Below are 26,144 nucleotides of genomic sequence, written 5' to 3'. Positions count from 1 at the left end.
TCAATTCGTGCTTGCCGTGATTTCGACGCGGCGGTTCATCGGCTCGCGCACGCCATCGGCCGTTTCGATCTTCAACTGGGTCTCGCCCAGGCCACTGACCGTGATGGCGTCCGCGGCAATGCCGCCCTGACCCAGCAGGCTGGCGACATTCTGCGCGCGGCGCAGCGACAGGCCGTCATTGTAACGGGTGCTGCCCGATGTGTCGGTGTAACCGGTGACGCCGAAACGCGTCCATCCGCACTGACCGACCGACTGCGTCAGCTGACCGACCGTCGCCGCCCCCTCGGGCAGCGGCGTATCCATGTTCCAGTCAAAGAAGATGGACACCGCCGGTGCGGTACAGTCCAGCGCGGGTGGGGCTGGAACTGCGGCCGACACCGGCGGCGGTGGCGACGCCGAAAGGCGCGCCACAAACTCGTCGCACTTGTTGATGCTGTCCGCATCCTTAGTGCCGGATTTGATGAAGCCGATCGCGATGCCGCACTGGTTCTTGGCCTCGACGGCCCAGGTCCAGCGGCTGTCCTGCGCCGCCCGCAGGCTGGCGTCCCCGCTTGCCGCCACCGCCGTATCGTAACGGCTTCTCAGCGTATCGTTCAGCTCCGCCTTGCTCAGCTGCAAGAGGGGCGAAGCAGGCGCGGCCCAGGCCGCGCTCGACATCATCCCCATCAGCAGGCCGAAGGACGCAATCCTTCCCACCCCGTTTTTCATCATCAATCTCCCCATTATATCCCCGCGAGAGTTCGTGTTTTCGCCTGTCCGCCGATCAGCCATGGGCCACCGCCATCGCGTCATGCGCGGCAAGTGCCGCGTCGAAGACGGACGCCGCGAACGCCATGTGCCCGCTGTCGATCGGTTCGGCAGCAATCGGATTGAACAGCGCAGGGGCAATGTCCCCCGGCAGCGCCGCCAGCAGCGTGTCGATATCCGTCGCACCGATCGCGCCCAGCGCTTCGCTGACGACCTCGGCGACACTCGTGGTGGTAGCGCTCTGCGCAACCGCAAGCAGTGCCGCGCTGCCGTCGAACGCAGGCAGGTCGATCGACTGCGCCAGCAGCCCCTGATGGTCGCCAAGGTCGGGCTGCGCCGTGTCGGCACTCGCCTCCACCGGAGCCGGCGCATCGCTGGCATCGGCCAGCGTCGCATGATCCGTCGCGGGTTCGTCCCCGCCATGGCTGCTGTCCGCGACAGGCTCGTCGTCCGCCTGCAAGGCCGGATCCTCGGTGGAGCCGATCGATGTGGACTGGCTGTCCTCCAACGATGTTTCCGCCTCGGCCGGGGCCGTGCTCGCCAGCATTGTGTCGGCCAGCGGCGCGTCCTCTGCGGCAACCACCGACGCCGGCTCCTGCTCGACCGCTTCAACCGCACCGGCCACCGCAACCAGGCTCGCTGCAATCAGGGCCTGATTGAAGGCGCTGCTGCTGGTCTCCGTCGTCTTGCTCGGCTCGTTCAGGCTGGAAGTCGCGAACATGACGTCCCCGATCGTGCCCTTGGTGCCGTCCGCCCGGATATAGCTCGCCTCGCCCAGAACCGTGACGTCGCCGCCCGCAGCCTGATAGCTTGCGCCATCGGACGTCAATTCGATGGCGGCGATCTTCGCATCGGTCAGCGACCTGAACTCGCCAGCCTCGGCCCGTCCGTTGCTGTTTGCGTCCTGCCAGATGCCGAACTCGCCAAAGGCCGCATCCTTGGCGTCGAAAACCCCGTCGCCGTTGCTGTCATAAGCCAGCCGCAAACCTTCCAGGTCGCTCGCCGCCCCCGGCGCATCGTCGGCAAAGACGATGTCATAGCCCCCACCCGTCGCACGAGCCAGCAGCCCGTCGTCGGACGAAACCCACGCCGTATTGACCAGCCCGGCGCCATAATCATGATGGACGCCAGCCGACAGCCCGACAAACTCCAATCCGTCGCCATCCAGGTCGAACGCGATGGGGGGACTGGCGATGTTGACGCAGTCGCCGTTATCGACAGGTTCCCACTGGCCGTGCTGTCGCCGTCGCCGTCGATGATTGTGACGGGGATAGTAAAATTGACTGGCTGCGTTGATTGGACGGCTGCAAAGAAATCGCCGATCTTGAACGTATCTCCGCCCGCATGGTGAAATTCGATGCTGTTATATTGGGTCGCCGTGAACGCGCCGATGCGGGTATTATCCACCACATTCGTTACGGTCGCTTCCTGACCGCTGAATGTGACGTTGAACTCATGCCCACCGACCGTGACAGCACCATCGACGGTGACCTGCTTCGTCTCGCCATTATAGCTGATGGCGACGGCGTTGATCGTGTCCTTGACGCCGTCACCGATGTCATTATCGGCATCGATATCGTCGCGCGCGACAAGCCTGACGCTGGTGGTCTTGTTGTTGCCGATCGACGTAAACAGGGCCGAAGCGCCGTTCACATTATAGTGCGCTTCAAAGGCGTGGTTCTGGTTGGCCAGCAACCCATAATCCTTGCCCGATTCCGGCGCGCCGGTAAGATCGACAACGAAATCCACCCGAACGGCCTCACCCTGTTTCACCGAGTTGCCGTCGCTGACCCCGCCTTCAGATGCGTTGGTATTCATCGTGCCGCCATCGGCGCCATTGGTCATTGGGGTCAGCAGCAGATCCTTGCTGTTGTCGTTACCCGCTGTCGAAAATCCCGCCCATGCGCCGTTGCCGCCAACAAAGTCATACCCGCCGCCATTGAAATCCACCGTCGTCAGTGAATCCAGCGGCTGATGCATGGTGACGACATATTTGTCGGAAAAGGATGCCGGCTGAAGCTGGACGGTAAAGACCGACCCGCCGGTGTTGCTAGCCGTCAGCGTCAAGCCATCGGCCGAAATCGCGTAGCTCAACGACTGCGATCCCGACGTCAGCCCCCGCGCGATCAGCGCGTCGGTGGACGCCTGGGTGAAGATGATCTTCCCCCCATCCGCCCCATAATTGTTATCGACGTCAAAATCGGCATCCAGAAATGCACTGCTCGTCTGGTTCGCGCTGTTAGTGACGCTCACCGCCAGCGGAGCCGTGCCCATCGGCGCATCATCGATCACCGTGACCTGCGCGGTCGCCGATGCCAAATCATTATCCGTATCGGTCGCCGTCACCGTGATGCCGCTGATGACGATATTGCCCGTCCCACCAAAGGGATGCGGGAAATTGTCGCTGATCGTGACCGATACAGTCGCTGATCCCGATGCTCCCGCCAGGATTGGCAAAGTCGGCGGGACAAGGGTCAGCGTAATCGCCGTGATCCCGCCGATCTTGCCGGTAACCTGGGTAGCACTGTCCAGCGTCCACACGATGTCGTCGCCCGCGATCCCGTCCACATTGGCGGTGATCCCCGCGACCGTGGTGAACGCCACGCCGGTGATATTGTCCGATCCCGCCAGGAAGCTGACGGTGTCGCTGCCCGCCTCAGCTGTCGAAGTGGGGTTCGTGCCCAGCGCATTCGCCGTGCTCAGCGCTTCTTCATCGACCGTGACCGCTGCATTCTTCGTCGCGGTCGGCCCTGCCCCATCCGTGATGGAGATGGTCTGCGTGTCCTGCGCAACGTCATTGTCGGCGTCCGTCACCTTGACGGTGAAGCTCAGCGATGGGTTCAGCGCATTGTTGAGATTATTGTTGGAAACGAAGCTCCAGGTGCCGTTGACGTTGACCGTCAGCGTGCCCAGACCCGTGTCGATCGGCGCACCGATCGCATAGCTGTTCGCGCCCATCAGAACGACGGTCGTAGCCCCCGGCTGATCCGCACCGATGGTCTGAGACCAGGTGCCGCTCGCCGTCGCGCCTTCAACGACGCTCGTCTGGCCATCGACGCTCAGCGAGGGAATGTCGTCCGACACCGACAGCGTCACCGCCACCGACACGCTGTCCCCATCCTGATCCGAGGCGACGACCGCGATGGTCCCCAGCGCCGCCACATCGTCGGCGGTGAAGGTCGGATGGCTGTCATAATTGTTCAGCAGCGTCGCGGTGACCGTCACATTGCCCGTCTGCCCTGCGGCCAACGGCGAAGCCGTCAGCGTCAGCGCGACGATCTTGGCGCCGGTGCCCACAGGCCCGTCCCAGCCCTCGATCAGCGTATCGGACACCCGGTTCCAGGTCAGCCCGCCGCCCAAGGTCGCCACGCTCGACGCAAAGGCAAAGCCCAGCGCGTCCGATCCGGCGGTGAAGCTGATCTTGCCCAAAGCGAAATCATCCGCGCCCGGCGTCCGGCCATCGGCCAGATTCTGATCATCCATCTGCAGGCTCAAGGGAGCGCCTGCGCTCGGCCCCGCGCCGTCGGTGATGGAGATGGTCTGCGTATCCTGCGCCACATCATTATCAGCGTCCGTCACCTTGACGGTGAAGCTCAGCGATGGGTTCAGCGCATTGTTGAGATTATTGTTGGAAACGAAGCTCCAGGTGCCGTTGACGTTGACCGTCAGCGTGCCCAGACCCGTGTCGATCGGCGCACCGATCGCATAGCTGTTCGCGCCCATCAGAACGACGGTCGTAGCCCCCGGCTGATCCGCACCGATGGTCTGAGACCAGGTGCCGCTCGCCGTCGCGCCTTCAACGACGCTCGTCTGGCCATCGACGCTCAGCGAGGGAATGTCGTCCGACACCGACAGCGTCACCGCCACCGACACGCTGTCCCCATCCTGATCCGAGGCGACGACCGCGATGGTCCCCAGCGCCGCCACATCGTCGGCGGTGAAGGTCGGATGGCTGTCATAATTGTTCAGCAGCGTCGCGGTGACCGTCACATTGCCCGTCTGCCCTGCGGCCAACGGCGAAGCCGTCAGCGTCAGCGCGACGATCTTGGCGCCGGTGCCCACAGGCCCGTCCCAGCCCTCGATCAGCGTATCGGACACCCGGTTCCAGGTCAGCCCGCCGCCCAAGGTCGCCACGCTCGACGCAAAGGCAAAGCCCAGCGCGTCCGATCCGGCGGTGAAGCTGATCTTGCCCAAAGCGAAATCATCCGCGCCCGGCGTCCGGCCATCGGCCAGATTCTGATCATCCATCTGCAGGCTCAAGGGAGCGCCTGCGCTCGGCCCCGCGCCGTCGGTGATGGAGATGGTCTGCGTATCCTGCGCCACATCATTATCAGCGTCCGTCACCTTGACGGTGAAGCTCAGCGATGGGTTCAGCGCATTGTTGAGATTATTGTTGGAAACGAAGCTCCAGGTGCCGTTGACGTTGACCGTCAGCGTGCCCAGACCCGTGTCGATCGGCGCACCGATCGCATAGCTGTTCGCGCCCACCAGAACGACGGTCGTAGCCCCCGGCTGATCCGCACCGATGGTCTGAGACCAGGTGCCGCTCGCCGTCGCGCCTTCGACCACGCTGGTGTCACCATCGACCGCCGCGACCGGCGCGTCATCCTGCACCGTCACATCAATGCTGGCGGACGGCGACACATCTCCATCGCTGTCCGTCACGCGGACGGCAAAGCTGTCGCCCGGCAATGTGTCGGCCGCGCCGCTGATGCCGTCTCCGTCCGAAGGGTTGTTGTCGGGATGCGTCGGGTTGTTCGCGGTCAGCGTATAGCTGTAGCTATACTTGCCAAGACCGTCCGACGTCACCGTCAGGGTGCCTGCCGCGCCCTGAACCACCACCGGCGATCCCACCGTCGCGCCGGTCACATCAACCCAGCCGCTGCTTCCCTGAACCTCGACCTTGGCCAGCGTGTCGCCCCCGGTCGTGATCGTCATCTCGCCGCTGGCGGTCTCGCTATTGCCTGCGGCCTGCGTTCCGTTTGGTAGCCCCGCTTCCGACACTGTCAGGTCACTGACCAGCACGACCGGCGTGGAATCCCCCGCCAGCACTATGGTTACGGTCGCGGTGGAACTGTCGCCGTCGCCATCGGTGATCGTGTATGTGAACTGGTCCTCGCCCGTCGCTCCGGCTGAGGGCGTGTAGAGGAACACGCCATTGCCCTGATAAACGGCTGTGCCCTGGGCGGGGCCGCTCGTCAGGACCAGCTGCCCGCCTACCGCCAGATTGACGCCGTCCGCGCCAAGCGTGTCCGCGCCCGCTGCGCCCGTCGTCGTTCCTTCGCCCGTGATGACGTTGATCAGCATCGCGGCTTCTTCGGCCGGCTGGGTCGCAGCATCGTCGCGCGCTTGCGGCGCGTCATCCAGCACGGCGACGTCCAGGCTGGCGTTGGCCTTCGACCCGTCGCTGTCGATCACTTCCACCGGGAAGCTGTTCGCCAGGCTCGCCCCATCCGCCCCTGTGTGCAGCAGCGTGTTGTCATTCAGGACAAAGCTGTAATTGACTGTGCCGCCGATCACATCGCCATCGGCGCCCAGCGTGGGCGTGAAACTGTCGATGGTCAGCGTGCCATAGGCATTGGAGATGACGACGCCCGACACAAAAGATCCATTGGCGAAGATCGTCTGGCCGCCGACCGTGATGGTCGCAACCCCGTCGGGCGCGGTCAGCGTGAAGCTGTTCGCCTGCGTCAGCTCGCCTGTATCGGGGGAGCTGCCGTCGAGCAGATCATCTTCCCGGACGATCAGTTCCGCACCCTGACCACTCAGGCCGTTGATGGTCACCCCATCATCGCTGCCCTCGATCGTGATGGTCAGCGACGCCTGCGCGCTGTCATTGTCGCCATCAGTGATGACGTATGTGAAGATCTCGGTCAGCGTCTCGGTGGAATCGAGGCCCTGTACGACGCCATTGCCGTTGTCGAGCGTATAGACATAGCGGCCGTCATCCTGGATCAGCAGCGTGCCATAGGCGCCCTTGATCTCCTGGCCGACCACGCCCGCGACGCCGCCGAAGGAAATGGCTGTGACGCTCGCGCCATCGGCGCCCTGAATGTCCGCCATGCCGTCAGTGCCATTCGCGTCGTTCCCGCCCGTTCCCGTCAGCACATTGCCGTCGGCGACCAGCGGCCCATCCTCCTTGACGAAATCGACGTCCGCCACAGCGGTCGGATGGTCGTCCAGGATGGTGATGACCAGCGTATCGGTGGCGCGGTCGCCATCGACGTCCGTCACCGTCACCTCGAAACTGTCGGTGACCGGCTCGTCGCCGCTATTGTCGGTATTACCGGTCAGCGTATAGCTATATTCGATCCGGCCTTCGCTGATGGAGATGATCTCCAGATAGCCCTTGTCCGTCTCGATCCGCTGCCCGGCCCCGGTCACCGGAATGTCGTTGATCGTAACGGTCGAAGGCCCGTCAGGCGCACTATAGGTGATGACGCCCGACGTCGTTTCGACATCCGCCCCGGCGTTCGATCCCGGCGCAGGTCCCACGCCTGCATCCAGCCCAGCCTCATCGACCACCGTGCCCTCACCGATACGGGGGACCGAAATGATCATCACTTCGCTGTTGGCGATGTCGATGCGCAGCGTCGCGGTGCTCAGGTCGCCGTCGCCGTCGCGCAGCGTATAGGTGAAGCTGTCGCTAACGCCCCCCGGCGTGCCCGCGTCGCGGACATAGCTGTAGCTGCCGTCGCCATTCAGCGTCAGCTTGCCATAAGCGCCCTGAATGACCTGTCCCACAGTCTCGGCATTGACCAGCGCCGCCCCGCCCGCTCCAGCCGAGACGCCAGCCACGGCCGCGCCATCCGCGCCGCGCGTGTCCGCCCCCGCCGCGCCGGACACCGTGCCCGCGCCGCTGATGACATTGCCCCTTTCAGGGCCATAGGTGCCTGCCGCCACCCCATCTACATCGCCCCGCGCCGTGGGCAGGTCATCGACGATCTGAACATCGATCGCGCCCGCCGCCGTTGATCCGTTCCGGTCGGTCGCCACTACGGCAAAGCTCTCGAACAGATTGTCCGCGCCCGCTGCGCCATGGTTCAGGCTATTGTCGGTCAGCACGAAGCTGTAGGTAAAGCTGCCCGCCGTGGGCACACCGCCCTGCTCGCTGGTCGCGGTGAAGCCCGTGATGGTCAACGTGCCAAGCGGCGTCGTCACCACCTGCCCCGCGACAAAGGCGCCGTTGGCCAGCACCGTCACGCCGCCAACGGTCACGCTGGTCAGGCCATCGGGTCCGCTGACGCTGAACGATCCGCCCTGGGTCAGCGCAGGAGCATCGGGCGAGCTGCCATCGGCCAGGTCGTTTTCAAGGACCACCAGCTCCGCGCCGTTGGCCCCCGGCCCATCGGTCAGGCCGGTGATCGTGACGCCGTCATCCGCGCCATTGATCGTGATCGTCAGCGTTGCGGAAGACGTGCTGCCATCGGCATCGGTGATCGTGTAGCTGAAGCTGTCGGTCAGCGTCTGGCCCGGCGTCAGGAACTGGACAGCCGAATTGCCGTTCGCCAGTTCATAGCGGTAGCCGCCGCCTGCGGACAGGATCAGCGTGCCGTAAGTCCCTTCGAAAGTGCCGGTCGTGACGCTGGCTATGCCGTCCGCTCCCTGAACGTCCGCGACGCCGTCTGTGCCGTTGACGTCGCTGCCCCCCACCCCGGTCAGCACATTGCCATCAGCGACCAGCGGGCCATCCTCGGTCACGCTGTCCACATCATCGATGGCGTTCGGACCGTCATCGGTGATGGAGATGGTCAGCGTCGCCGTCGCTTGGTCGCCGTCCGCATCAGTCACGGTCACGGTAAAAACTTCGGCCGGCGGCGCGCCCACGACATTGTCGCTCAGCGTGTAGCTGTAGCCGATAGAGCCAGCCTCGATGGATGTGATGGTAAGGACGCCCAGCGGCGTCGTGAAGGTCTGACCAACAGCCGTCACGGCCACCCCGCCGATGGCGACGACGGACGGCCCGTCATTGGCCGAAAAGACGATGGCGCCGGTGGTGCGTTCGCTGTCGCCAGCGGCTGCCGAACCGGCGGGTTCTTCACCCCGCGCGGGCAGCCCGGCCTCGCTCACGACCGCCGTCGCGCTGGTCGCGCCAGCCGGCTGGTCGGGCGTGACGATCTGCACCTCAGGCTCGTCATCCTGGGTCGGCGCGAACGGCAATATCTCTTGCTCTTCGGGCTGGGTGAACGACAATTCGGTGGGCGGCAGCAGATCGCCCAGAGCATAGGGATCGCCCAACTTTCCATCGGCGGCCAGGAAATTGCCGCCTGAACTGCGCGCGGGGCCAGCAGCGGGCTGCGGCTCTTCACCGATCAGCAGTGCGGCAAGGTTGACGGACGGGATCTCGACGTCCCCGACGACAATCCGGGGCACGACCACCGCGCCGTCCAGGATCACCATCTGCGTGCCGTCCGGCAGCGTCACGACCAGGTTGCGGCCGTCCACTTCGATCTGGTTGATGTCGGTTCCGGCAGGCAGCACAACGACGCCATCGGCGCCCGGCGTTACCGTGCGCATCGAACCTGGCTGAATGGGATCGCCCTTCACCCGCGCGGCGAGTGCAGCAAGCTCCGGCTCCGGCGCCTGCTGACGGTCAGCGGCGGCATCGACATTCCATTCGCGCTCGAAATCCATCTTTCCATCCCAACCTGCATCATGGGGACGGACCGAAGAAGCGCGCAGAATACCGCTTCCCGAACGCTGTCATGCGTCCGAAACGGCTCTTCCTCGACATACGGCATTAGCGGATCAGCTATTGCCCCTTGTCTGCAAACTCCCGTCGGCAGAACTTCCCAGTCCTTTGCCGCCCCGGATTAACCCTTTTGTCTTTTATTTCTGACCCGATGAAACATCATATTAGGTAGAGGTTACGGGAGTCACTTGATTTCCACTTTTGTTAACCATTTTAATATTCTAACGGCTTAAAAATAACTGATGGTTTATTACCTTGGATATAGCTTATTTTTTTACACTATATCTTAGGCGCTATAGCCTCGACTTGATCAAGGTTAACGCCTGAAAGGATCGGGGACGCGACTCGGAGCAGAGCAAAAGTCCGGTCACCGCGCCACGGGCACGTGCTGTCTTGAAAATCCGACCCACATCTGGGCCTGCGAAGAAAAAAGCGGGCGACCAGCCATCAGGCCGATCACCCGCTCATTTTTTTGCGACCCATAGGATTTCTTTTCCGGCGCTGTGGTCAATCCCCCCCAATTCACACCAATGCGCGCACTGGTGAAACCTATGGGAAAATCAAACGCCCCGTCCGATGGATGGGCTTTGGATAGCAGCCACGAACCCCTTGGCAATTCACCCAAAGAACTATTACTTCTGCTATACACAGCACGCCGGAAAGCCGATCAATCGGCTGCCATATCAGCACTAACATCCGGTATTTGCGCCAATATTCCCGCCATTCGCCTGCTGCGTTCGCTGGCCGATCCGGTTGTACGGCGAAACGTCTCCAGCGCATATTTCGCCAGCGGCCTCGCCGCATCGGGCCGTTTGCGCGCCAGATAGAAATCGACGAGATTCTCTAGCGCCATCTGGCAAGCCGGATCATCCTCGCCCCTGGTCTGTCGATAGCTGTCGAAAACCCGCCGCAACAACTGCTCCGCCTCGCGGTACTGCCCCCCGCGCTCCACTATCAGCGCCAAGTCATTGGCCGAAATCAGCGCGCGTGGATCATCGGGGCCAAATAGTTCGTCGGCTATCGTCAGCGCCTTCCGGGCATGCTCGACCGCGTCCGCACCATACCCTTGCGCATAAGCCGATTGCGCCAGGGCGACGAGACCGCGCCATTCCTTCTCCCGCGCCTCCGTGACACCGGCGACATAGGGCGCCTGCCCCCAAAGCGGCGGCGTCATCCATGCCAGCAGACCAACGGCAAGGCAGCGTCTGCGCCAAGCGCGAAAGGCCATCATACCCCTCCCCCTCATGCCCGCATCAGCAAGGCGCGCGACGAGAGCCCCACCGCCCGAAAATCAGGACGTCAGCGCCTCGATCAGCGACTTGACCTTTTTCTGCCGCCACTGGGGCAGGGGCGCGATCAGCCAGTAAGCGAACGGCGTCGGCGCCACCTCTCCAACGCACCGCACGCGGCCCGCATCGATGTCGGCTTGCGCCAGCAGCAGCGGCACCGTGGCCCGCCCGAAACCATTGACCGCCGCTTCGATGGCAAGGCCCGCATCCGCCACGCGAATCGTCGATGGCTCGCTGCCAGCCGGACAGCCGGGCCAGTCGATACGGTGTTCAGGGCCGCCCTGCGCTGCCTCCACGGTCACGAAACTGCCATCGCCGACCTTGACGCCCTCATGCTCGCCCGGCCCTTCGGCCAGCCGCAACGCCAGGTCCAGATTGGCTTCGGTAAAATCAAGCGCATCATCCGCCGCCACGAGGGCGAATTTGAGATCGGTCTGGTTCTCCGCATAGCTGGCGAGGCGCGGCTGCAGCCATTTTGCGGTGATGTCGCGAGGAGCCGCGATCGTCAGTGACAAACTCGATTGTCCCGCCTGCATCGCCCGCACGGCTTCCTCGAACTCCAGAAAGCCGGCACGCAGCGCCTCCAGACCCGCCTCGGTCTCCGGCGTCAGTTCCAGCCCCTTAGGCGTGCGACGGAACAGGACGACGCCCAGCAGGTCCTCCAGCGCCCGGATTTGCTGACCGACAGCGGCAGGCGTCACCGCCAGTTCGTCCGCAGCCCTTGTGAAGGACAGGTGCCGCGCCGCCGCATCCAGCACGCGCAGGCCATTCAACGGCAAATGCGTACGCTTCATTCGGCAATCGCCGGGGCTATGAGCGCAAAATGGGGAATGGCGATGTCGAACGTCTCCCCGCTGGCGCCGATCATGTGATAATGGCCGCGCATCGATCCCGTGGGCGTATTGAGCGGACAACCCGACACATAGTCATAGCTTTTACCGGGCTGCACCACAGGTTGCTCTCCGACCACGCCGTCGCCGTCAACGCGATGCTGCGTTCCCCGCCCATCGGTGATGACCCAGTGACGGGTCAGCAACTGCACCGGCTGGTCGCCCACATTTTCGATGCGAATATGATAGGCCCAGAACCAGCGTCCCCGATCGGGTTCAGACTGTTCCGGCAGGAAGGTGACGGCCACATGCACGTTGATATCGCGCGTGGTCGCGTGGAAGGGGAAAAGCGCGTTCACGATTGGAGAAATGCGCCTTTCACCCCGTCCCCGTCAACGGCCTATCGACTTGAGCGCGCGATCAAGATCCTCGATCACATCGTCCGGGTCTTCCAGGCCGACATTCAGGCGCAACATATCCTCGGTAATGCCGACTTCCAGCCGCGCTTCTTCCGCCATGCCATAATGGGTGGTCGATGCCGGATGCGTCATCAGCGACCGGCTGTCGCCGATATTGTTGCTGATATCGACCAGCTCCAGCCCGTTCAGCAGGCCATGCGCTTCCTTGCGGCCGCCACCGACATAGAGCGAGAATATGGGCCCGGCCATGGCCATCTGCGTCATTGCCAGCGCATGCTGCGGATGGCTTTCAAGGCCGGGATAAAGAACCTTCTCCACCCGCCCTTCCAGGAATTTCGCGACCTTCATCGCATTCTCGCTCTGGCGGCGGATGCGCAGGTCCAGCGTCTCCAGCCCTTTCAGCACCACCCAGGCGTTGAACGCGCTGAGCGTCGGCCCGGTGTTGCGGTGGAAAGGCAGCAGCGTGTTGATGATGAAATCTTCCGTGCCGCAGATCGCGCCAGCCAATACGCGGCCCTGCCCGTCCATCATCTTGGTCGCGCTATAGGCCACAACATCCGCGCCGAATTCCATCGGCCGCTGAAGCGCAGGCGTGGCGAAGGCGTTGTCGACGACGCTGATGACGCCATGCTTCTTGGCGATGCCGCAAACGGCCGCCACATCGACGACATCCATCGTCGGATTGGCTGGCGTCTCGAAAAAGAAGACCTTGGTGTTGGGCCGCACCGCCGCTTCCCACGCGGCATTGTCGGTCGCGTCGACGGTCGTCGTCTCGATGCCGAATTTGGGCAGCAGCGTGTCGGTCAGCCAGCGGCAGGAACCAAACAGCGCCTTGCCCGCCACCACATGGTCGCCCGCCGACAACTGGCACAGCAGCGCCGCCGTCATCGCCGCCATGCCCGTCGCCGTCGCGCGGCATGCTTCCGCGCCTTCCAGCAGCGCGATGCGCTTTTCCAGCATCTCGACGGTCGGGTTCTGCAAGCGGCTGTAGGTCATGCCCTGCTGTTCGCCAGCAAAGCGCATCGCCGCGTCTTCCGCCCGGTCATAACTGTAGCCGCTGGTCAGGAACAGCGCTTCGGATGTCTCGCCCCACTCACTGCGCGCGCTGCCGCCGCGCACAGCCAATGTCGCCGGACGCCAGTTCTTGGTGATTTCCGGGTCCTGCCCGCTCCTGCGCTTCATCGCCTGTTCCTTAATTCAGCGCCGCCAGCACCGCGTCGCCCATTTCCACGGTGGTCATCCCGCCGCCCAGGTCAGGGCTGCGCGCGCCATTGGCCAAAGCCTTCGCGACGGCGGCTTCGATCCGGTCGGCCTGTTCCGGCATATTGAGGGAGTAACGCAGCATCATCGCCGCGGACAGAACCGTTGCCAGCGGATTGGCCTTGCCCTGCCCGGCAATGTCGGGCGCGGAACCGTGGATCGGCTCATACAGGCCCTGATTGCTGTCATTCAGCGTCGCCGAAGCCAGCATGCCGATGGAGCCTACGCACATGCTTGCCTGATCGGACAGGATGTCGCCGAACATGTTGCCGGTGACGATGACATCGAACTGACCGGGATTGCGCACCAGCTGCATCGCCGCGTTATCGACATACATGTGGGACAGGGCCACATCGGGATACTCCGCCGACACCTCAATCATCACATCGCGCCACAGCTGGCTCGTCTCCAGCACATTGGCCTTGTCCACCGAACACAGCTTGCCGCGACGCGCCCGCGCCGCCTGGAACCCCTGATGCGCGATCTTGCGCACCTGCTCTTCATTGTAGGACATGATGTCATAGCCTTCGCGCAGGCCCTCGGCGGTCTTGCGCATGCCCTTTTCGCCGAAATAGACGTCGCCATTGGTCTCGCGCACGATCAGCAGGTCAATGGCGCTCGCCACCTCCTTCTTCAGCGCCGACGCATCGGCCAGTTCCGGGAAAACCTTCGCCGGACGCAGGTTGGAAAACAGGCCCAGCGCCTTGCGAAGGCCCAGGATCGCCTGCTCCGGCCGAAGGTGCCGCTCCAGCGAGTCGCAATCGGGATCGCCCACCGCGCCGAACAGGATCGCGTCGGCGCGCTTCGCCAGTTCCAGCGTCTCGGGCGGCAGAGGGTGGCCCACCGCCTTGTAGGCCGCGCCGCCGACCAGCCCTTCCTCATAGGTCAGGCCGTCGATCGCCAGCGCATCAAGCACGCGCCGCGCCTGCGCGATGATCTCGGGACCGATACCATCTCCGGGAAAAAGGGCGATCAACATGGCGGCAACTCCTTAGAACTGATGGCCGCCCCTTATGAAGCCGCCGCCCCTCACGCAACCGCTCTTTTCAAACGATCGACCAGCCTATCCCGCGCGGCGAGCACATCGGCCTTCCACTCGGTCAGCACGGACCGCTCCAGAAAAAAGCCGGTCAGCCGCAGCCCGTCCAATATCGCGTCCCATTCCGCAGCCCCGCCCTCCAGCAGAAACGGCGGCAGCGGGAGCAGGCGGCTTTCATAACCAACGGCCGCGTCCCGGCTCACCGCCGCGGCGCTTCGAGGGCTGACATAGACCAGATCCTGCGCGCCTCCCGTCGCCGCGCAACGGCCAAGGTCCAGGCCAAAGCCAAGCTCGGCCAGCAGCAGCAGTTCATAACGCACCAGCGCCACCGCCCACCCCCGCGCCGCCGGCGCCGCATCGACCGCCCCCAGCACACCGTCCAGCGCCTGATAAAGCGCGGGATAGGGCGTCCCCTCCGGCAACGCCGCCGCCGTCAGCGCGCAGACCCAGTCGATCGCCGCAGCAGGCAACGGCTCCGACAAAAGCGGCGCACGGCTATGCTCCAGCTCCACCGTCAGGCTGGCTAGCTGCTCTTCGGTGCGCGCCCTGAACTCGGCTTTGACGCTGTTTCCCGGCAGCAGCACCGGGCGCAACGCCCGCGATCGACCGCCACGCACATAACCGGCCAGCAAGCCATGGTCCGGCGTCAACAGTCGCGCGATCGCGCCATGCTCCCCATGGGAACGTACCCCGCAAACAAGGGCCGGAGTGATCAGCGCCGCCATAGCGCGTCTTTAGCCATGACGCGCCCGCCGCGCCATGGCCGCAAGCACATCTTCATATTCCAATTGATATAAGTTGTGTCGGTTGCCTGACTGTGGTCAGGTATTCGCGTGGGAGTCGGGGGACATGCCACTATGTTGAACATGCCCAAGGCGCCATCGACCGCGATGGATTGCCTGGTGCTCTGGTTGGGTCGTTCGCCGACGCTGGGTTTTGCCATATCCCGCGTCGCCTTTGCCGTGGCTGCCACCTGGCAGGTCTCCGCGATGTTCAGCAACGAACCCGACTTTGCTCGAACCACCTTGCTGCTACAGACGGGCATATGGCTCTGGACGCTGGCCAGCATCGGCCAGCATATGCTGACGCCGCCACTGGCGCTCGCGCTGCGCCCGATCTCGCTGTTCGTGGACGTCATCATCTTCCTGACGGTGATCGCCCTGTGCGAACCGCTACAGATTGCGGCGCTCGCCTGCCTTTTCTTCGTCGCATGGTCGGCGTCGGACCGGTTCGGCCGGGGGTCCATCATCGTTCTGGCGCTGTGCCTTGTCCTCGCCTTCCTGGCGCGGGGCTATTATGAATCCTGGGCATCCACCCGCCATGTGGCGGAAGTGGACCGGGCGATCGATGGGCTTACCGTCCTCATCGGCTGCACCATAGCGGCGGCGATGCTCAGCCTCTCGATCCTCGAAAAGCGGCTTATAAGCTGGTCTGAACGATTGCAGGCCGTGGGCCTTTCATTTCAGAAATCGCTTCCCCGCTTCGTCATCGAACAGATTTCGGAACTGATGGCGGCGCGCTATTGCGCCTTCATGTGGCAGATGGACGATGGCCCGGTCCATTGCGACATCATCGATGCGGAAGGGGTCCGCGCCCTGAATCTGCCCCAGCGTCAAAACGAATGCCTGCTCGCCGTTACCCCGCGCGAGGCGCCCTTCCTCTATTCCGGCCAGTCCAGCCGCATCCTGCTGCGCAGCCGCTTGGGCATATTGCGTAATGAAAAGGCGGAGCAGCTGACCGAAGCGGTGCTCGATATCCTTGGTCCCGGCCAGGGCGTCAGCTTCCATGTCCAGACCGGCGAACTGCGCGGCCGCCTGTTCGTCGGCGCGAGGCACGGCTGGTCGCCCGCCGCCTTGCTGCGCGCCCAGCGCATTCAGGAAGGGCTGGAACTGTTCCTCGAACGCCACTTCTTCTTTCTCGCCTGGCGTGAACGCACCTTTGCCGAAGCCCGCCTCGCGCTCAGCCGCGACCTGCACGACAGCGTCCTCCAGACGCTGGCCGCGCTCCGCGTCAGGCTCGTCACCGCGATCCATGGCCTCACCGCGATCGACGCCCCGAACCAGCTCGCCGAACTGCGCGCCATGGAGGAACTCGTCACCGCCGAACAGGCGCATCTGCGCCGCCTGCTCAGCACGACCGAAGGCGCTACCGGTAATGTGGAGCTAAACCGCGAGATTGAGCGCTGCTGCCGCTTCATCGCCCTGCAATGGGGCATCGAATGCAGGCTGAACCCTACAGACCATCCGATGACCGTGCTGCCCGAAACCGCGACCGAAGTGGAATTCCTGATCCGGGAAGCCGCCGCCAACGCGGTCAAGCATGCCGCCGCCCAGCATATCACCGTCTCGCTGGCCCAGGCCGATGACGAGATATTGATCGCGCTCAAGGACAATCCGGGCGCGCAGCCAGTCGAACGGGAAAATTACACCGGCGACTTCGAACTCCAGTCGCAGTCCATCATGAAACGCTTGGGCAAGATCGGCGGCACCGCCTATTTCCACAACTTAAGCATGAATTCATTAATTTCCATTAGATTGCCTTCATCCTTACCGAGGTCACCAATATGACGGCCCAGATAGCCATAGTCGACGACCACCCCATCTTCCTTGATGGCATGGTGCAATTTCTCAGTTCCCATGGCCATGACGTCGTCTTCTGCGCGCGATCGGTGGAGGAAGCCATTTCCCGCCTTCAGGCCGAGCAGCCCGACCTGCTGATCCTTGACGTCAGCATGAAGGACGGCGGCGGCCTTGCCATCCTCTCCGCCATCCGCAGCAGCGGCAGCACGGTGCCGGTCATCTTCATGACCGTCCACATCCGCCCCGATCAAACGCTGGAAGCCATCAAGCTGGGCGTCGATGGCGTCGTGCTGAAGGATAGCGACCCCAACGAACTGCTGACCTGCATCGGTCAGGTGTTGAGCGGGAACAAGAGCATTGCGCCCTTTGTCATGGAACAGGCGCTGGTTCACAGCATCTCTGCTCCGGCGAACGACAGCAACGCCCTGTCCACCCTCACCGATCGGGAAATGGAGATTGCCGGCCTCATCCGCGCGGGCCTGCGCAACCGTGAAATCGCCGGGCGCTGTGGCCTGACCGAAGGCACAGTGAAGGTCCACCTGCACAGCATCTTCCAGAAGCTGGGCATCAAGTCGCGTTCGGAACTCATCATCATGATGCTGTCCATCGACAATGATGTCCCTGCGGTAGGGATGCACTAGGGCGTAAATTCCGGGAAACTGGTTTCTGCGCATAGGCGGGAGATTGCGGAAACCGGGGCCGCTGAACGGCTCCGCCCGCGTCTCCACGCCTCCGCGTGAATCAGGAAGGACGCGTAAACCGTTCCAGCGTCACCCAACCCTCGACATAATTGGCATAATATAGGCCGAACAGCACAGCCGACAGGATCGTGGCGCGAACCGCCACCACCCCTGGGCGAAAGTTGCTGGGCGCACTGTCCGCCTGCCCCTTCACCATCACCTCGCCCGTTTCATCGGGCGTGCGGATGCCAAAGGGCATGACGATGAACGCGCTGATCACCCAGAACAGAAAATAAATGGCGAGGATCGCATACAGGTTCATGGCCGGTTGCCTTAGGCGCGAACGAGCAGGACGTCCACAACCGGCTTCTTGCCCGTCCAGCGGGTCGCCGTCCGCCGCACGGCAAGCCGCACCCGCTCGCGCAGCGCTTCTTCGTCCTGCGACCCCTTGGGCACCACCTGCGCTGCTTCGTCAGCCGCTTCCGCCAGGAAAGCGGCCTTGTCCTCCTCGACCGGCACGCCCTGCGTCCGCAAAGTCGGCTCGCCGATCAGCTTGCCCTTGCGATCCAGCGCGACAGCCACGCTGATCTGCCCGTGCAGCGCGATCTTGCGCCGCTCGTTCATGGTCGATCCGTCAGCGGGCAGGATGACGTCGCCGTCCAGCACCAGTCGCCCGGTCCCTTCCTTGCCGATGATCTCCGGGCCGTTCGGCGCCAGCCGCAGCAGGTCGCCATTGGACTGCACCACCGCCTGCGGCACCCCGCTCGTCAGCCCCAGCCGCGCCTGTTCAGCCATGTGCCGACGCTCGCCATGTACCGGCAACAGGATCTGCGGCCGTACCCAACGGTACATCGCCTCCAGTTCGGGTCGCCCAGGGTGACCCGACACATGCACTGCCGCTTGGCGGTCGGTGACCATCAGCACCCCTTTGGTCGCCAGTGCATTCTGTATGCGGCCGATCGCGATCTCATTGCCCGGTATCTGCTTGGACGAAAAGACCACCAGATCGCCCGTGTCCAGCTTGATCGGATGGCTTTCGAACGCGATCCGCGACAATGCCGCGCGCGCTTCGCCCTGCCCGCCCGTGGCAATGATCATCACCTCGTTGCGCGGCAAAGCCATTGCATCGTCCCAATCCACCGTCGGCGGAAAGTCCTTCAGATAGCCCGCCGCCTTGGCAGTCGAAATGATCCGGTCCAGCGACCGTCCAGCCACGCACAACTTGCGCCCGACCGCATTCGCCACCTCGCCCAGTGTCTGCAATCGCGCGGCGTTGGACGCAAAGGTCGTGACGAGCACTCGGCCCTTGGCGCCGGTGATCGTCTCCATCAACCCTTCGCGTACATCGCCTTCCGACCCGCTTGCCTCTGCGTTGAAGACGTTGGTGCTGTCGCACACCAGCGCCAGCACGCCCTCGTCACCGATCGCCGTCAATTCAGCGGGCGTCGATGGTTGGCCCAGCAGCGGCTTTTCATCCAGCTTCCAATCGCCGGTATGAAAAATGCGGCCATGGGGCGTATCGATCAGCACCGCGTTGCCCTCGGGGATCGAATGGGCCAGCGGTACATAGCGGAAACCGAACGGACCCAGCGCAAAGCTGCCCTCATTCTCGATCACGTGCAGCTTGACCTCGCGGCTCAGCCCCTCTTCCTCCAGCTTCAGCCGGATCAGCCCCGCGGTGAAGGGCGTGGCATAAAGCGGCACGCCCAGATCGGCGGCCAGATAGGGGATCGCCCCGATATGATCCTCATGCCCATGCGTCAGCACGATGCCGAGCAAATCCTCGCGCCGCTCCTCGATAAAGGACAGGTCCGGCAATATCAGCTCGACACCGGGATAGGCCGGATCGGCAAAGGTTAGGCCCAAATCGACCATCACCCACTTACCCTGGCAGCCATAGAGATTTACGTTCATGCCAATCTCGCCCGACCCGCCAAGGGCCAGGAAGAGCAGCTCATTTCCGGGTGTCATTAGTTATTCAAACTCCTCTCGTGCAACAGCGCCAGACCCAGAATGGTCAGGTCAGGTGCGATCGCATCGAATATGTCGCTATTCTCATCAAACAGGACGGCGAGCCCGCCTGTCGAAATTACTTTTGCCGGTCGGCCGATCTCCGCGCGTATCCGGGCGACCAGCCCTTCCATCATCGCGACATAGCCCCAGAACACGCCGATATGCATCTGCGCTTCCGTGTTACGACCGATAACCGATCGGTTCTCTGGCGGCGCGATGGCGATCTTGGGCAGCTTGGCCGCCGCCGACACAAGGGCGTCCAGCGACAGATTGATGCCCGGAGCAATGATGCCGCCCTTGTACGTGCCATGATAATCGACAACGTCGAAAGTGGTCGCGGTCCCGAAATCGATGACGATCAGGTCGCCTTCATACAGATGGTGCGCGGCGATCACGTTGACAACCCGGTCAGCGCCGACCGAAGCCGGCTCCGCCACATCCAGTTCGATGCCCCATTCAACCGGGGCCTGCCCCGCGACCAGCGCGGGCGTCTTGAAATATTTCTCGGCCAGCACCTGCAGATTGTGCAGCGCGCGCGGCACCACCGTCGCGACGATCACCGCGTCCACATCCGCAATGCTGTAGCCCTCCAGCATCAAAAGCTGATTGAGCCACACGGCATATTCGTCGGCGGTGCGCCGTGGGTCGGTCGCGATCCGCCAGCGCGCGCGGATGTCCCGTCCGTCCAGCAGCGCGAAAACCACATTGGTATTGCCCGCGTCGATCGCGAGAAGCATGGCCGGTCCCCCGGTTGTCAGATGAGAAGGGTATCGCCCGCATGAATGGCACGGGCGTCGCCATTCGCCAAGCGCAGGATCAGCATCCCTTGCTGGTCCAGCGTGTCGAACGCCCCTTCCACCACCTCGCCATCGGGCTGAATGACACGCATGGCCGCGCCTTTCGGGTGCGCATTGAGCAGCCAGTGGGTCCGCACCGGATCCAGCCCCTGCGCGCGCCAGACCGACAGCCAATGTCCGAACAATTCCGCCAGTCGCTGAACCAGAATGCCTGCTTCGGCATCCCCCGCGCCCTGCGCGGCCAAACTCGTCACCGGCCGGTCGAGCCCCGTCGGATGGCCCGTGACATTGACGCCGACGCCCACGACAACGGCGTCGCCCGCCCGCTCAAGCAATATCCCGGCGATCTTCGCGCCATCGACCAGCACGTCATTGGGCCATTTGATCTGCGCCTGCCCAGCGCACAACGGCGCGACGAGCGCATGCACCGCATTGGCGGCGACCAGCGCCAACAGATGCGGCGGCGGATCGTCCGGTCGCAACCGCACCAGCGTTGAACAGTAAAGATTGCCCTCCGGGCTTTCCCAGGCGCGGCCCATGCGGCCCCGGCCTCCGGTCTGGCGTCCGGCCCGCAGCCAGGCGCCTTCCGCCCCACCCTGCTCCGCCGACGCCAGCATGTCGGCGTTGGTGGAGCCGGTCTCCGCTACGAAACGGATGTCGGTCAGAATAACGACGCCGCAGCCGCCGCGCTCGCCTGGTCGAGCACGGGGTTCAGCAGATAACCGACGACGATCACCACCGCACAGGCGGTCAGGATGACATTCTCGACCGCCCCGCCGCGCGCTTCATAGGCGGCTGCCGGCTCGTCGAAATACATCGTCTTGATGATCTTCAGATAATAATATGCCCCGATCACCGAAGCCGCGATGCCGAACGCCGCCAGCGCCGTCAGCCCGGCTGCAACCGCCGCATCGAACACCAGGAACTTCGCCCAGAAACCGAACAGCGGCGGGATGCCCGCCATGGAGAACATGAAGATCGCCAGCGCCGCCGCCAGCCCCTTGCGCGACTGGGACAGGCCCGCCAGGCTGGCGATGGTCTCGACCGGACGCCCTTCCGCGTCGCGCATTTGCAGGATGCAAGCGAAAGCGCCGATGGTCATGACGACATAGATCGCCATATAGCTCATCGTCGCCGCGACACCGGCCGGGGTCGCGGCGGCAAGGCCGATCAGCGCAAAGCCGACATTGTTGATCGATGAATAGGCCATCAGGCGCTTGATATTGGTCTGGCCGATCGCCGCCACCGCGCCGAAGATGATCGAAGCGAGCGCGACAAAGATCACGATCTGCTGCCAATCAAGCCCCGCCGGACCCAGCGCCTCAATCGCGACGCGGACCGTTAGCGCCATCGCCGCCACCTTGGGCGCGCTGCCGAAGAATGCGGTGACCGGGGTCGGTGCGCCTTCATAAACATCGGGCGTCCACATGTGGAACGGCACAGCGCTCATCTTGAACGCCAGACCCGCCAGCAGGAACACCAGCCCGAACAGCTCGCCCTTGCCGACCCCATCACCCAACGCGACAGCAATGCCGTCGAAACCGGTGGTGCCGGTGAAGCCGTAAAGCAGCGTCGTGCCATAAAGCAGGATGCCGCTCGCCAGCGATCCAAGCACGAAATATTTAAGGCCGGCCTCGGACGACCGCTCGTCCTGCTGCATGAAGCTCGCCAGCACATAGGCGGCAAGGCTCTGCATCTCCAGCCCGACATACAGCGTCAGCAGGTCGCCCGCCGACACCATCATGCCCATGCCGACGCTGCTGAACAGGATCAGCACCGGATATTCAGGACGACGCGGGCCAGAAACGAGGAAATAGCGCGGAGCGAGCAGGATGGCCGCAGCCGCAGCCGCGTAAATCAGCACCTTGGCGAACACCGAAAAGGCATCCGCACGGACCAGGCCGTCAAAGGCCAGCGGACCATGCGCCATCGACGTCGGCAGCACTAGAGCGGCAACCACCAGCGTCAGCACCGACAGCCAGTTTACGACGCGGGCCGTGCCATCACCGCCAAAGGCCGCGACCATCAGCAGCGTCAGGCCGCCAGCGGTCAGGATCAGTTCCGGCAAAACCGCCAGAAGGGAAGCGGAATCAATCATCAGTGCGCCTCCCCCGACGCTGTTTCATGGGTCATTGGCGCAGCTTCTTCATGATGGGCCGCCCCTGCCGGAATGGCTGGCCCCATCTTGATCTTCGAATCCCCAATCGGAGCAGCAGCAGCGAGGCGGGCTTCCAGCGCGCGGATGTCGGACCGCATCGGCGCCAGGAAGCTTTCAGGATAGATGCCCATCCACAGCACGGCGGCGGCGATCGGCGCCAGCAACCACATTTCCCGCATCGACAGGTCCGGCATCGCCGCCGCATCGGCATTCTTCTGTTCGCCATAGCAGATGCGGCGATAGAGATAGAGCATGTAGGCCGCACCCAGGATGATGCCCGTGGTGCAAACCAGCGCCACCCAGCTCGACGCCTGATAAATGCCCATCAGCGCCAGAAATTCGCCGACAAAGTTGCTCGTCCCCGGCAATCCGACTGACGCCATGGTGAACAACAGGAACAACACCGCATATTTCGGCATGTTGATCGACAGCCCGCCATAGCGCGCAATCTCACGCGTATGCAGACGGTCGTAGATCACCCCCACGCACAGGAACAGCGCGCCCGACACCAGGCCGTGGCCCAGCATCACCATCATCGCGCCTTCGATGCCCGCCTGGTTGAACGCGAACAGGCCGACCGTGACGATCGCCATGTGCGCGACCGATGAATAGGCGATCAGCTTCTTCATGTCGGTCTGCACCAGCGCGACGAGGCTGGTATACACCACCGCCACCATCGACAGCCCCCATACCAGCCATGCCAGTTCGGCGGAGGCTTCCGGGAACATCGGCAGCGAGAAGCGGATGAAACCGTAGCCACCCATCTTCAGCAGCACGCCCGCCAGGATCACCGAACCCGCCGTCGGCGCCTGAACGTGCGCGTCGGGAAGCCAGGTGTGCACCGGCCACATCGGCATCTTGACCGCAAAGCTCGCGAAGAAGGCGAGGAACAGCCATGTCTGCACATACGGATCGAAATTATACGCCATCAGCGTCGGGATGTCGGTGGTGCCTGCTTCATGCACCATCCACATCATCGCGATCAGCATCAGCACGGATCCGAGCAACGTGTAGAGGAAGAATTTGTAGGACGCGTAGATGCGGTCAGCCCCGCCCCAGATGCCGATGATCAGGTACATCGGAATCAACCCGGCTTCGAACATCACGTAGAAGAGGTAGAGATCCTGCGCCGTGAAGACGCCGATCATCAGCACCTCCATGAACAGGAAGGCGGCCATATATTCGCCCACCCGCTTCTCGATCGACTGCCAGCTGGCCCCGATGCAGATCGGCATCAGGAACACGGTCAGCATGATCAGGACGAGCGCGATGCCGTCGATGCCCAGCGCCCAGGCGAAACGGCCGAAGATCGGCGCATATTCCTGGAACTGCCACTGCGCGGCCGTATCCGCCTGATCGAAATTCGCCCACAGCAGGACGCCGAGCGCCAGGTCGACCAGCGTCGCCAGCAACGCAATCCAGCGCGCCTGGTTCGCACCTGCATAGAGACAGGCGATGGCCCCCGCCATCGGCACTGCCATCATCAGGGAAAGGATGGGGAAGCCGTCCATTATCGTGTCATCGCCCAGGTTGCTGCCGCGGCGAGGCCGATCAGCATCACCAGCGCGTATGTGTAGAGGTAGCCGGACTGAAGCCGACGGGTGACTTTGTTGCCCTGCACGACCAGCGCGGCGAGGCCGTTCGGCCCGAAGCGGTCGATGAAACCGACGTCACCGAACTTCCAGAAGAAGCGGCCGATGGCGAAGGCAGGCTTGACGAACAGGAAGTGGTAAAGCTCGTCGAAATACCATTTGTTGAGCAGGAACTGGTACAGCACACCGAACTCGGCCACGAAGCGCCGCGGCCAGTCGGTGTTCTTGATATAGCTGAGCCAGGCAATGACTAGGCCGGTCAGCATCACCGTGAACGGCGCGAACTTAACCCAGGTCGGCACTTCATGCGCGGCGTGCATCAGATGGCTGTCGAACGACAGCGCGCCCTTCCAGAACTCAACGCCGCCCTCGGAACCAATGAACTGGTCGTGGAACACGAAGCCCGCAAACACCGCGCCCAGGCTCAATACCACCAGCGGTATCAGCATGACCCACGGACTTTCATGGGGATGATAGCCGCCCGTGCCGCCATGCAGCGCATGCAGCGCATGCGCATCGGCTTCATGGCCATGGGGGTCATGGCCAGCATTCTCCTGCGCCGGGGCGTTGGCATGCTCTGACCCATGACCATGGGTCGCGTGATCATCATGCGTCGTCTCTTCATCGGGCGATTCATGATGACCGTGGATCGCGTGCTGGATATGCTCCGAAGCCGCCCAGCGCGGCTTGCCGAAGAAGGTCAGGAATACCAGCCGCCAGCTGTAGAAGCTGGTCAGCAGCGCCGCGAACACGCCGACGAGAAACGCACCCAAGCCCGCGCCACCAGAAGCATAGGCAGCCTCAAGGATGCCGTCCTTCGAATAGAAGCCTGCAAAGCCGACGCCGACGAGCGGCAGGCCGACGCCGGTGATGGCCAGCGTACCCAGCGTCATCGTCCAGAAGGTGATCGGGATCTCCTTCCTCAAGCCGCCATAATAACGCATGTCCTGCTCATGGTGCATCGCGTGGATCACCGATCCTGCGCCCAGGAACAACAGCGCCTTGAAGAAAGCGTGCGTGAACAGGTGGAACATCGCCGCGCCATAGGCGCCGACACCCGCCGCGAAGAACATGTAACCCAGCTGCGAACAGGTCGAATAGGCGATGACGCGCTTGATGTCGTTCTGCACCGTGCCGACCGTAGCCGCGAACAGGCAGGTCGCCGCGCCGATGAACGTCACGACGCCCAGAGCGGTCGGCGATGTTTCGAACATCGGCGACAGGCGGCACACCATGAACACGCCCGCCGTCACCATGGTCGCAGCGTGAATCAGCGCCGACACCGGGGTCGGGCCCTCCATCGCGTCCGGCAGCCAGGTGTGCAGGCCGAGCTGCGCCGACTTGCCCATCGCGCCGATGAACAGCAGCAGGCACAGCACGGTCATCGTGTCCAGGCGATAGCCCAGGAATCCGATCGTCGAACCCGCCATCGATGGCGCTGCGGCCAGGATTTCGGGGATCGATATGGTGTCGAACACCAGATAGGTGCCGAAAATACCCAGCATGAAACCAAGGTCGCCGACGCGGTTGACCACGAACGCCTTGATCGCGGCGGCGTTGGCGCTTGGCTTGCGGAACCAGAAACCGATCAGCAGGTAGGATGCCAGGCCGACGCCTTCCCAGCCGAAGAACATCTGCAACAGATTGTTCGCCGTGACCAGCATCAGCATCGCAAAGGTGAAGAGCGAGAGATAGGCGAAGAAGCGCGGCTGATCCGGGTCCTCCTCCATATAGCCCCAGCTATAGAGGTGGACGAGGCTCGACACGCTGGTGATGACGACCAGCATGACCGCCGTCATGGCATCCACGCGCAGCGCCCATTGGGCGTCAAAGCTGCCCGACTGGATCCAGGTGAAGGCCGGCGCGACATAGGCTTGCGCCTCGCCGGTCAGGAAACTGATGAAGATCGGCCAGCTCAACGCGCAGCTGACGAACAGCGCGCCTGTGGTGATGATCTTCGCGGGCAGCCTGCCCAGCGCCTTGTTGCCAAGGCCGGCGATGACAGCCGCGATGAGCGGAAGAAGGACGATAAGCTGGATCATGTCAGGC

General features: G+C 63.4%; 18 protein-coding genes. 2 read left to right on the top strand and 16 right to left on the bottom strand.

Annotated elements, in window-relative coordinates:
* The 9 genes from B6S01_RS13850 to recO form a co-directional block, all read right to left on the bottom strand.
* Positions 1-711: an OmpA family protein gene (locus tag B6S01_RS13850; protein WP_234810771.1), complete on the bottom strand. Its 711-nt coding sequence runs from the start codon at positions 709-711 to the stop codon at positions 1-3.
* A gap of 891 nt (positions 712-1,602) precedes the next feature.
* Positions 1,603-9,381: a beta strand repeat-containing protein gene (locus B6S01_RS13845; protein ID WP_081570420.1), complete on the bottom strand. Its 7,779-nt coding sequence runs from the start codon at positions 9,379-9,381 to the stop codon at positions 1,603-1,605.
* A 425-nt stretch (positions 9,382-9,806) separates the two neighbouring features.
* The gene (locus B6S01_RS21385) at positions 9,807-10,064 is read right to left on the bottom strand and encodes a hypothetical protein (protein WP_197689938.1); all 258 of its coding nucleotides are present in this window, start codon (positions 10,062-10,064) and stop codon (positions 9,807-9,809) included.
* A 42-nt stretch (positions 10,065-10,106) separates the two neighbouring features.
* On the bottom strand, positions 10,107-10,613 hold the full coding sequence (locus B6S01_RS13840; protein WP_234810770.1) for a tetratricopeptide repeat protein: 507 nt from the start codon (positions 10,611-10,613) through the stop codon (positions 10,107-10,109).
* A gap of 117 nt (positions 10,614-10,730) precedes the next feature.
* Positions 10,731-11,522: a LysR family transcriptional regulator gene (locus B6S01_RS13835; protein WP_037463239.1), complete on the bottom strand. Its 792-nt coding sequence runs from the start codon at positions 11,520-11,522 to the stop codon at positions 10,731-10,733.
* The gene (gene apaG, locus B6S01_RS13830; RefSeq protein ID WP_037463243.1) at positions 11,519-11,917 is read right to left on the bottom strand and encodes a Co2+/Mg2+ efflux protein ApaG; all 399 of its coding nucleotides are present in this window, start codon (positions 11,915-11,917) and stop codon (positions 11,519-11,521) included. The genes B6S01_RS13835 and apaG overlap by 4 nt, the downstream gene beginning before the upstream one ends.
* 33 nt (positions 11,918-11,950) lie before the next feature.
* The gene (gene metZ / locus B6S01_RS13825) at positions 11,951-13,159 is read right to left on the bottom strand and encodes an O-succinylhomoserine sulfhydrylase (RefSeq protein WP_037463244.1); all 1,209 of its coding nucleotides are present in this window, start codon (positions 13,157-13,159) and stop codon (positions 11,951-11,953) included.
* 10 nt (positions 13,160-13,169) lie between these two features.
* On the bottom strand, positions 13,170-14,216 hold the full coding sequence (gene leuB / locus B6S01_RS13820) for a 3-isopropylmalate dehydrogenase (protein WP_037463247.1): 1,047 nt from the start codon (positions 14,214-14,216) through the stop codon (positions 13,170-13,172).
* A gap of 50 nt (positions 14,217-14,266) precedes the next feature.
* Positions 14,267-15,001 (bottom strand): DNA repair protein RecO, encoded by a 735-nt coding sequence (gene recO, locus B6S01_RS13815; RefSeq protein ID WP_037463250.1) that lies wholly within the window; start codon positions 14,999-15,001, stop codon positions 14,267-14,269.
* A 132-nt stretch (positions 15,002-15,133) separates the two neighbouring features.
* On the opposite strand from recO, the gene B6S01_RS13810 reads away from it, so the two are divergent.
* The gene (locus B6S01_RS13810; RefSeq protein WP_037463252.1) at positions 15,134-16,843 is read left to right on the top strand and encodes a histidine kinase; all 1,710 of its coding nucleotides are present in this window, start codon (positions 15,134-15,136) and stop codon (positions 16,841-16,843) included.
* Positions 16,840-17,496 carry a response regulator gene (locus B6S01_RS13805; RefSeq protein WP_037463254.1) on the top strand — a complete coding sequence of 219 codons (657 nt, stop codon included), beginning with the start codon at positions 16,840-16,842 and terminating at the stop codon, positions 17,494-17,496. Before B6S01_RS13810 ends, B6S01_RS13805 begins: the two co-directional genes overlap by 4 nt.
* Before the next feature lie 100 nt (positions 17,497-17,596).
* Here the strand turns inward: B6S01_RS13805 and B6S01_RS13800 are convergent, their stop codons facing one another.
* From B6S01_RS13800 to nuoL, 7 genes are read right to left on the bottom strand one after another with little or no spacing between them, the layout of a single operon-like run.
* Positions 17,597-17,857, bottom strand: a complete 261-nt coding sequence (locus tag B6S01_RS13800) for a DUF1467 family protein (RefSeq protein ID WP_037463256.1) — start codon at positions 17,855-17,857, stop codon at positions 17,597-17,599.
* An 11-nt stretch (positions 17,858-17,868) separates the two neighbouring features.
* Positions 17,869-19,506, bottom strand: coding sequence for a ribonuclease J (locus B6S01_RS13795; protein WP_037463258.1), 1,638 nt, complete (start codon positions 19,504-19,506; stop codon positions 17,869-17,871).
* Positions 19,506-20,285, bottom strand: coding sequence for a type III pantothenate kinase (locus tag B6S01_RS13790; RefSeq protein ID WP_037463260.1), 780 nt, complete (start codon positions 20,283-20,285; stop codon positions 19,506-19,508). The genes B6S01_RS13795 and B6S01_RS13790 overlap by 1 nt, the downstream gene beginning before the upstream one ends.
* Positions 20,286-20,302: 17 nt before the next feature.
* The gene (locus tag B6S01_RS13785; protein ID WP_037463262.1) at positions 20,303-20,962 is read right to left on the bottom strand and encodes a biotin--[acetyl-CoA-carboxylase] ligase; all 660 of its coding nucleotides are present in this window, start codon (positions 20,960-20,962) and stop codon (positions 20,303-20,305) included.
* 44 nt (positions 20,963-21,006) lie between these two features.
* Positions 21,007-22,443, bottom strand: a complete 1,437-nt coding sequence (gene nuoN, locus B6S01_RS13780; protein WP_037463264.1) for an NADH-quinone oxidoreductase subunit NuoN — start codon at positions 22,441-22,443, stop codon at positions 21,007-21,009.
* Positions 22,443-24,014 carry an NADH-quinone oxidoreductase subunit M gene (locus B6S01_RS13775; RefSeq protein WP_037463266.1) on the bottom strand — a complete coding sequence of 524 codons (1,572 nt, stop codon included), beginning with the start codon at positions 24,012-24,014 and terminating at the stop codon, positions 22,443-22,445. Before B6S01_RS13775 ends, nuoN begins: the two co-directional genes overlap by 1 nt.
* Entirely contained in the window at positions 24,014-26,137 is a 2,124-nt protein-coding gene (gene nuoL, locus B6S01_RS13770; RefSeq protein ID WP_037463267.1) for an NADH-quinone oxidoreductase subunit L, read from the bottom strand. The genes B6S01_RS13775 and nuoL overlap by 1 nt, the downstream gene beginning before the upstream one ends.
* Positions 26,138-26,144: the final 7 nt, after the last annotated feature.

The organism is Sphingobium herbicidovorans (genome assembly GCF_002080435.1).
GTDB classification, from domain to species: domain Bacteria; phylum Pseudomonadota; class Alphaproteobacteria; order Sphingomonadales; family Sphingomonadaceae; genus Sphingobium; species Sphingobium herbicidovorans.
Note: the sequence above shows the minus strand (reverse complement) of the source record. Positions and strands in the feature narration are given on the sequence as shown.

Coding starts and splice junctions, on each gene's coding strand:
- B6S01_RS13835 (WP_037463239.1), bottom strand. CDS start 11,522: ATGAAGCGTACGCATTTGCCGTTGAATGGCCTGCGCGTGCTGGATGCG.
- B6S01_RS13775 (WP_037463266.1), bottom strand. CDS start 24,014: ATGGACGGCTTCCCCATCCTTTCCCTGATGATGGCAGTGCCGATGGCG.
- B6S01_RS13850 (WP_234810771.1), bottom strand. CDS start 711: ATGATGAAAAACGGGGTGGGAAGGATTGCGTCCTTCGGCCTGCTGATG.
- B6S01_RS13810 (WP_037463252.1), top strand. CDS start 15,134: ATGTTGAACATGCCCAAGGCGCCATCGACCGCGATGGATTGCCTGGTG.
- metZ (WP_037463244.1), bottom strand. CDS start 13,159: ATGAAGCGCAGGAGCGGGCAGGACCCGGAAATCACCAAGAACTGGCGT.
- B6S01_RS13795 (WP_037463258.1), bottom strand. CDS start 19,506: ATGACACCCGGAAATGAGCTGCTCTTCCTGGCCCTTGGCGGGTCGGGC.
- B6S01_RS13790 (WP_037463260.1), bottom strand. CDS start 20,285: ATGCTTCTCGCGATCGACGCGGGCAATACCAATGTGGTTTTCGCGCTG.
- B6S01_RS13805 (WP_037463254.1), top strand. CDS start 16,840: ATGACGGCCCAGATAGCCATAGTCGACGACCACCCCATCTTCCTTGAT.
- B6S01_RS13840 (WP_234810770.1), bottom strand. CDS start 10,613: ATGACGCCGCCGCTTTGGGGGCAGGCGCCCTATGTCGCCGGTGTCACG.
- leuB (WP_037463247.1), bottom strand. CDS start 14,216: ATGTTGATCGCCCTTTTTCCCGGAGATGGTATCGGTCCCGAGATCATC.
- B6S01_RS13800 (WP_037463256.1), bottom strand. CDS start 17,857: ATGAACCTGTATGCGATCCTCGCCATTTATTTTCTGTTCTGGGTGATC.
- B6S01_RS13845 (WP_081570420.1), bottom strand. CDS start 9,381: ATGGATTTCGAGCGCGAATGGAATGTCGATGCCGCCGCTGACCGTCAG.
- nuoN (WP_037463264.1), bottom strand. CDS start 22,443: ATGATTGATTCCGCTTCCCTTCTGGCGGTTTTGCCGGAACTGATCCTG.
- nuoL (WP_037463267.1), bottom strand. CDS start 26,137: ATGATCCAGCTTATCGTCCTTCTTCCGCTCATCGCGGCTGTCATCGCC.
- B6S01_RS13785 (WP_037463262.1), bottom strand. CDS start 20,962: ATGCTGGCGTCGGCGGAGCAGGGTGGGGCGGAAGGCGCCTGGCTGCGG.
- recO (WP_037463250.1), bottom strand. CDS start 15,001: ATGGCGGCGCTGATCACTCCGGCCCTTGTTTGCGGGGTACGTTCCCAT.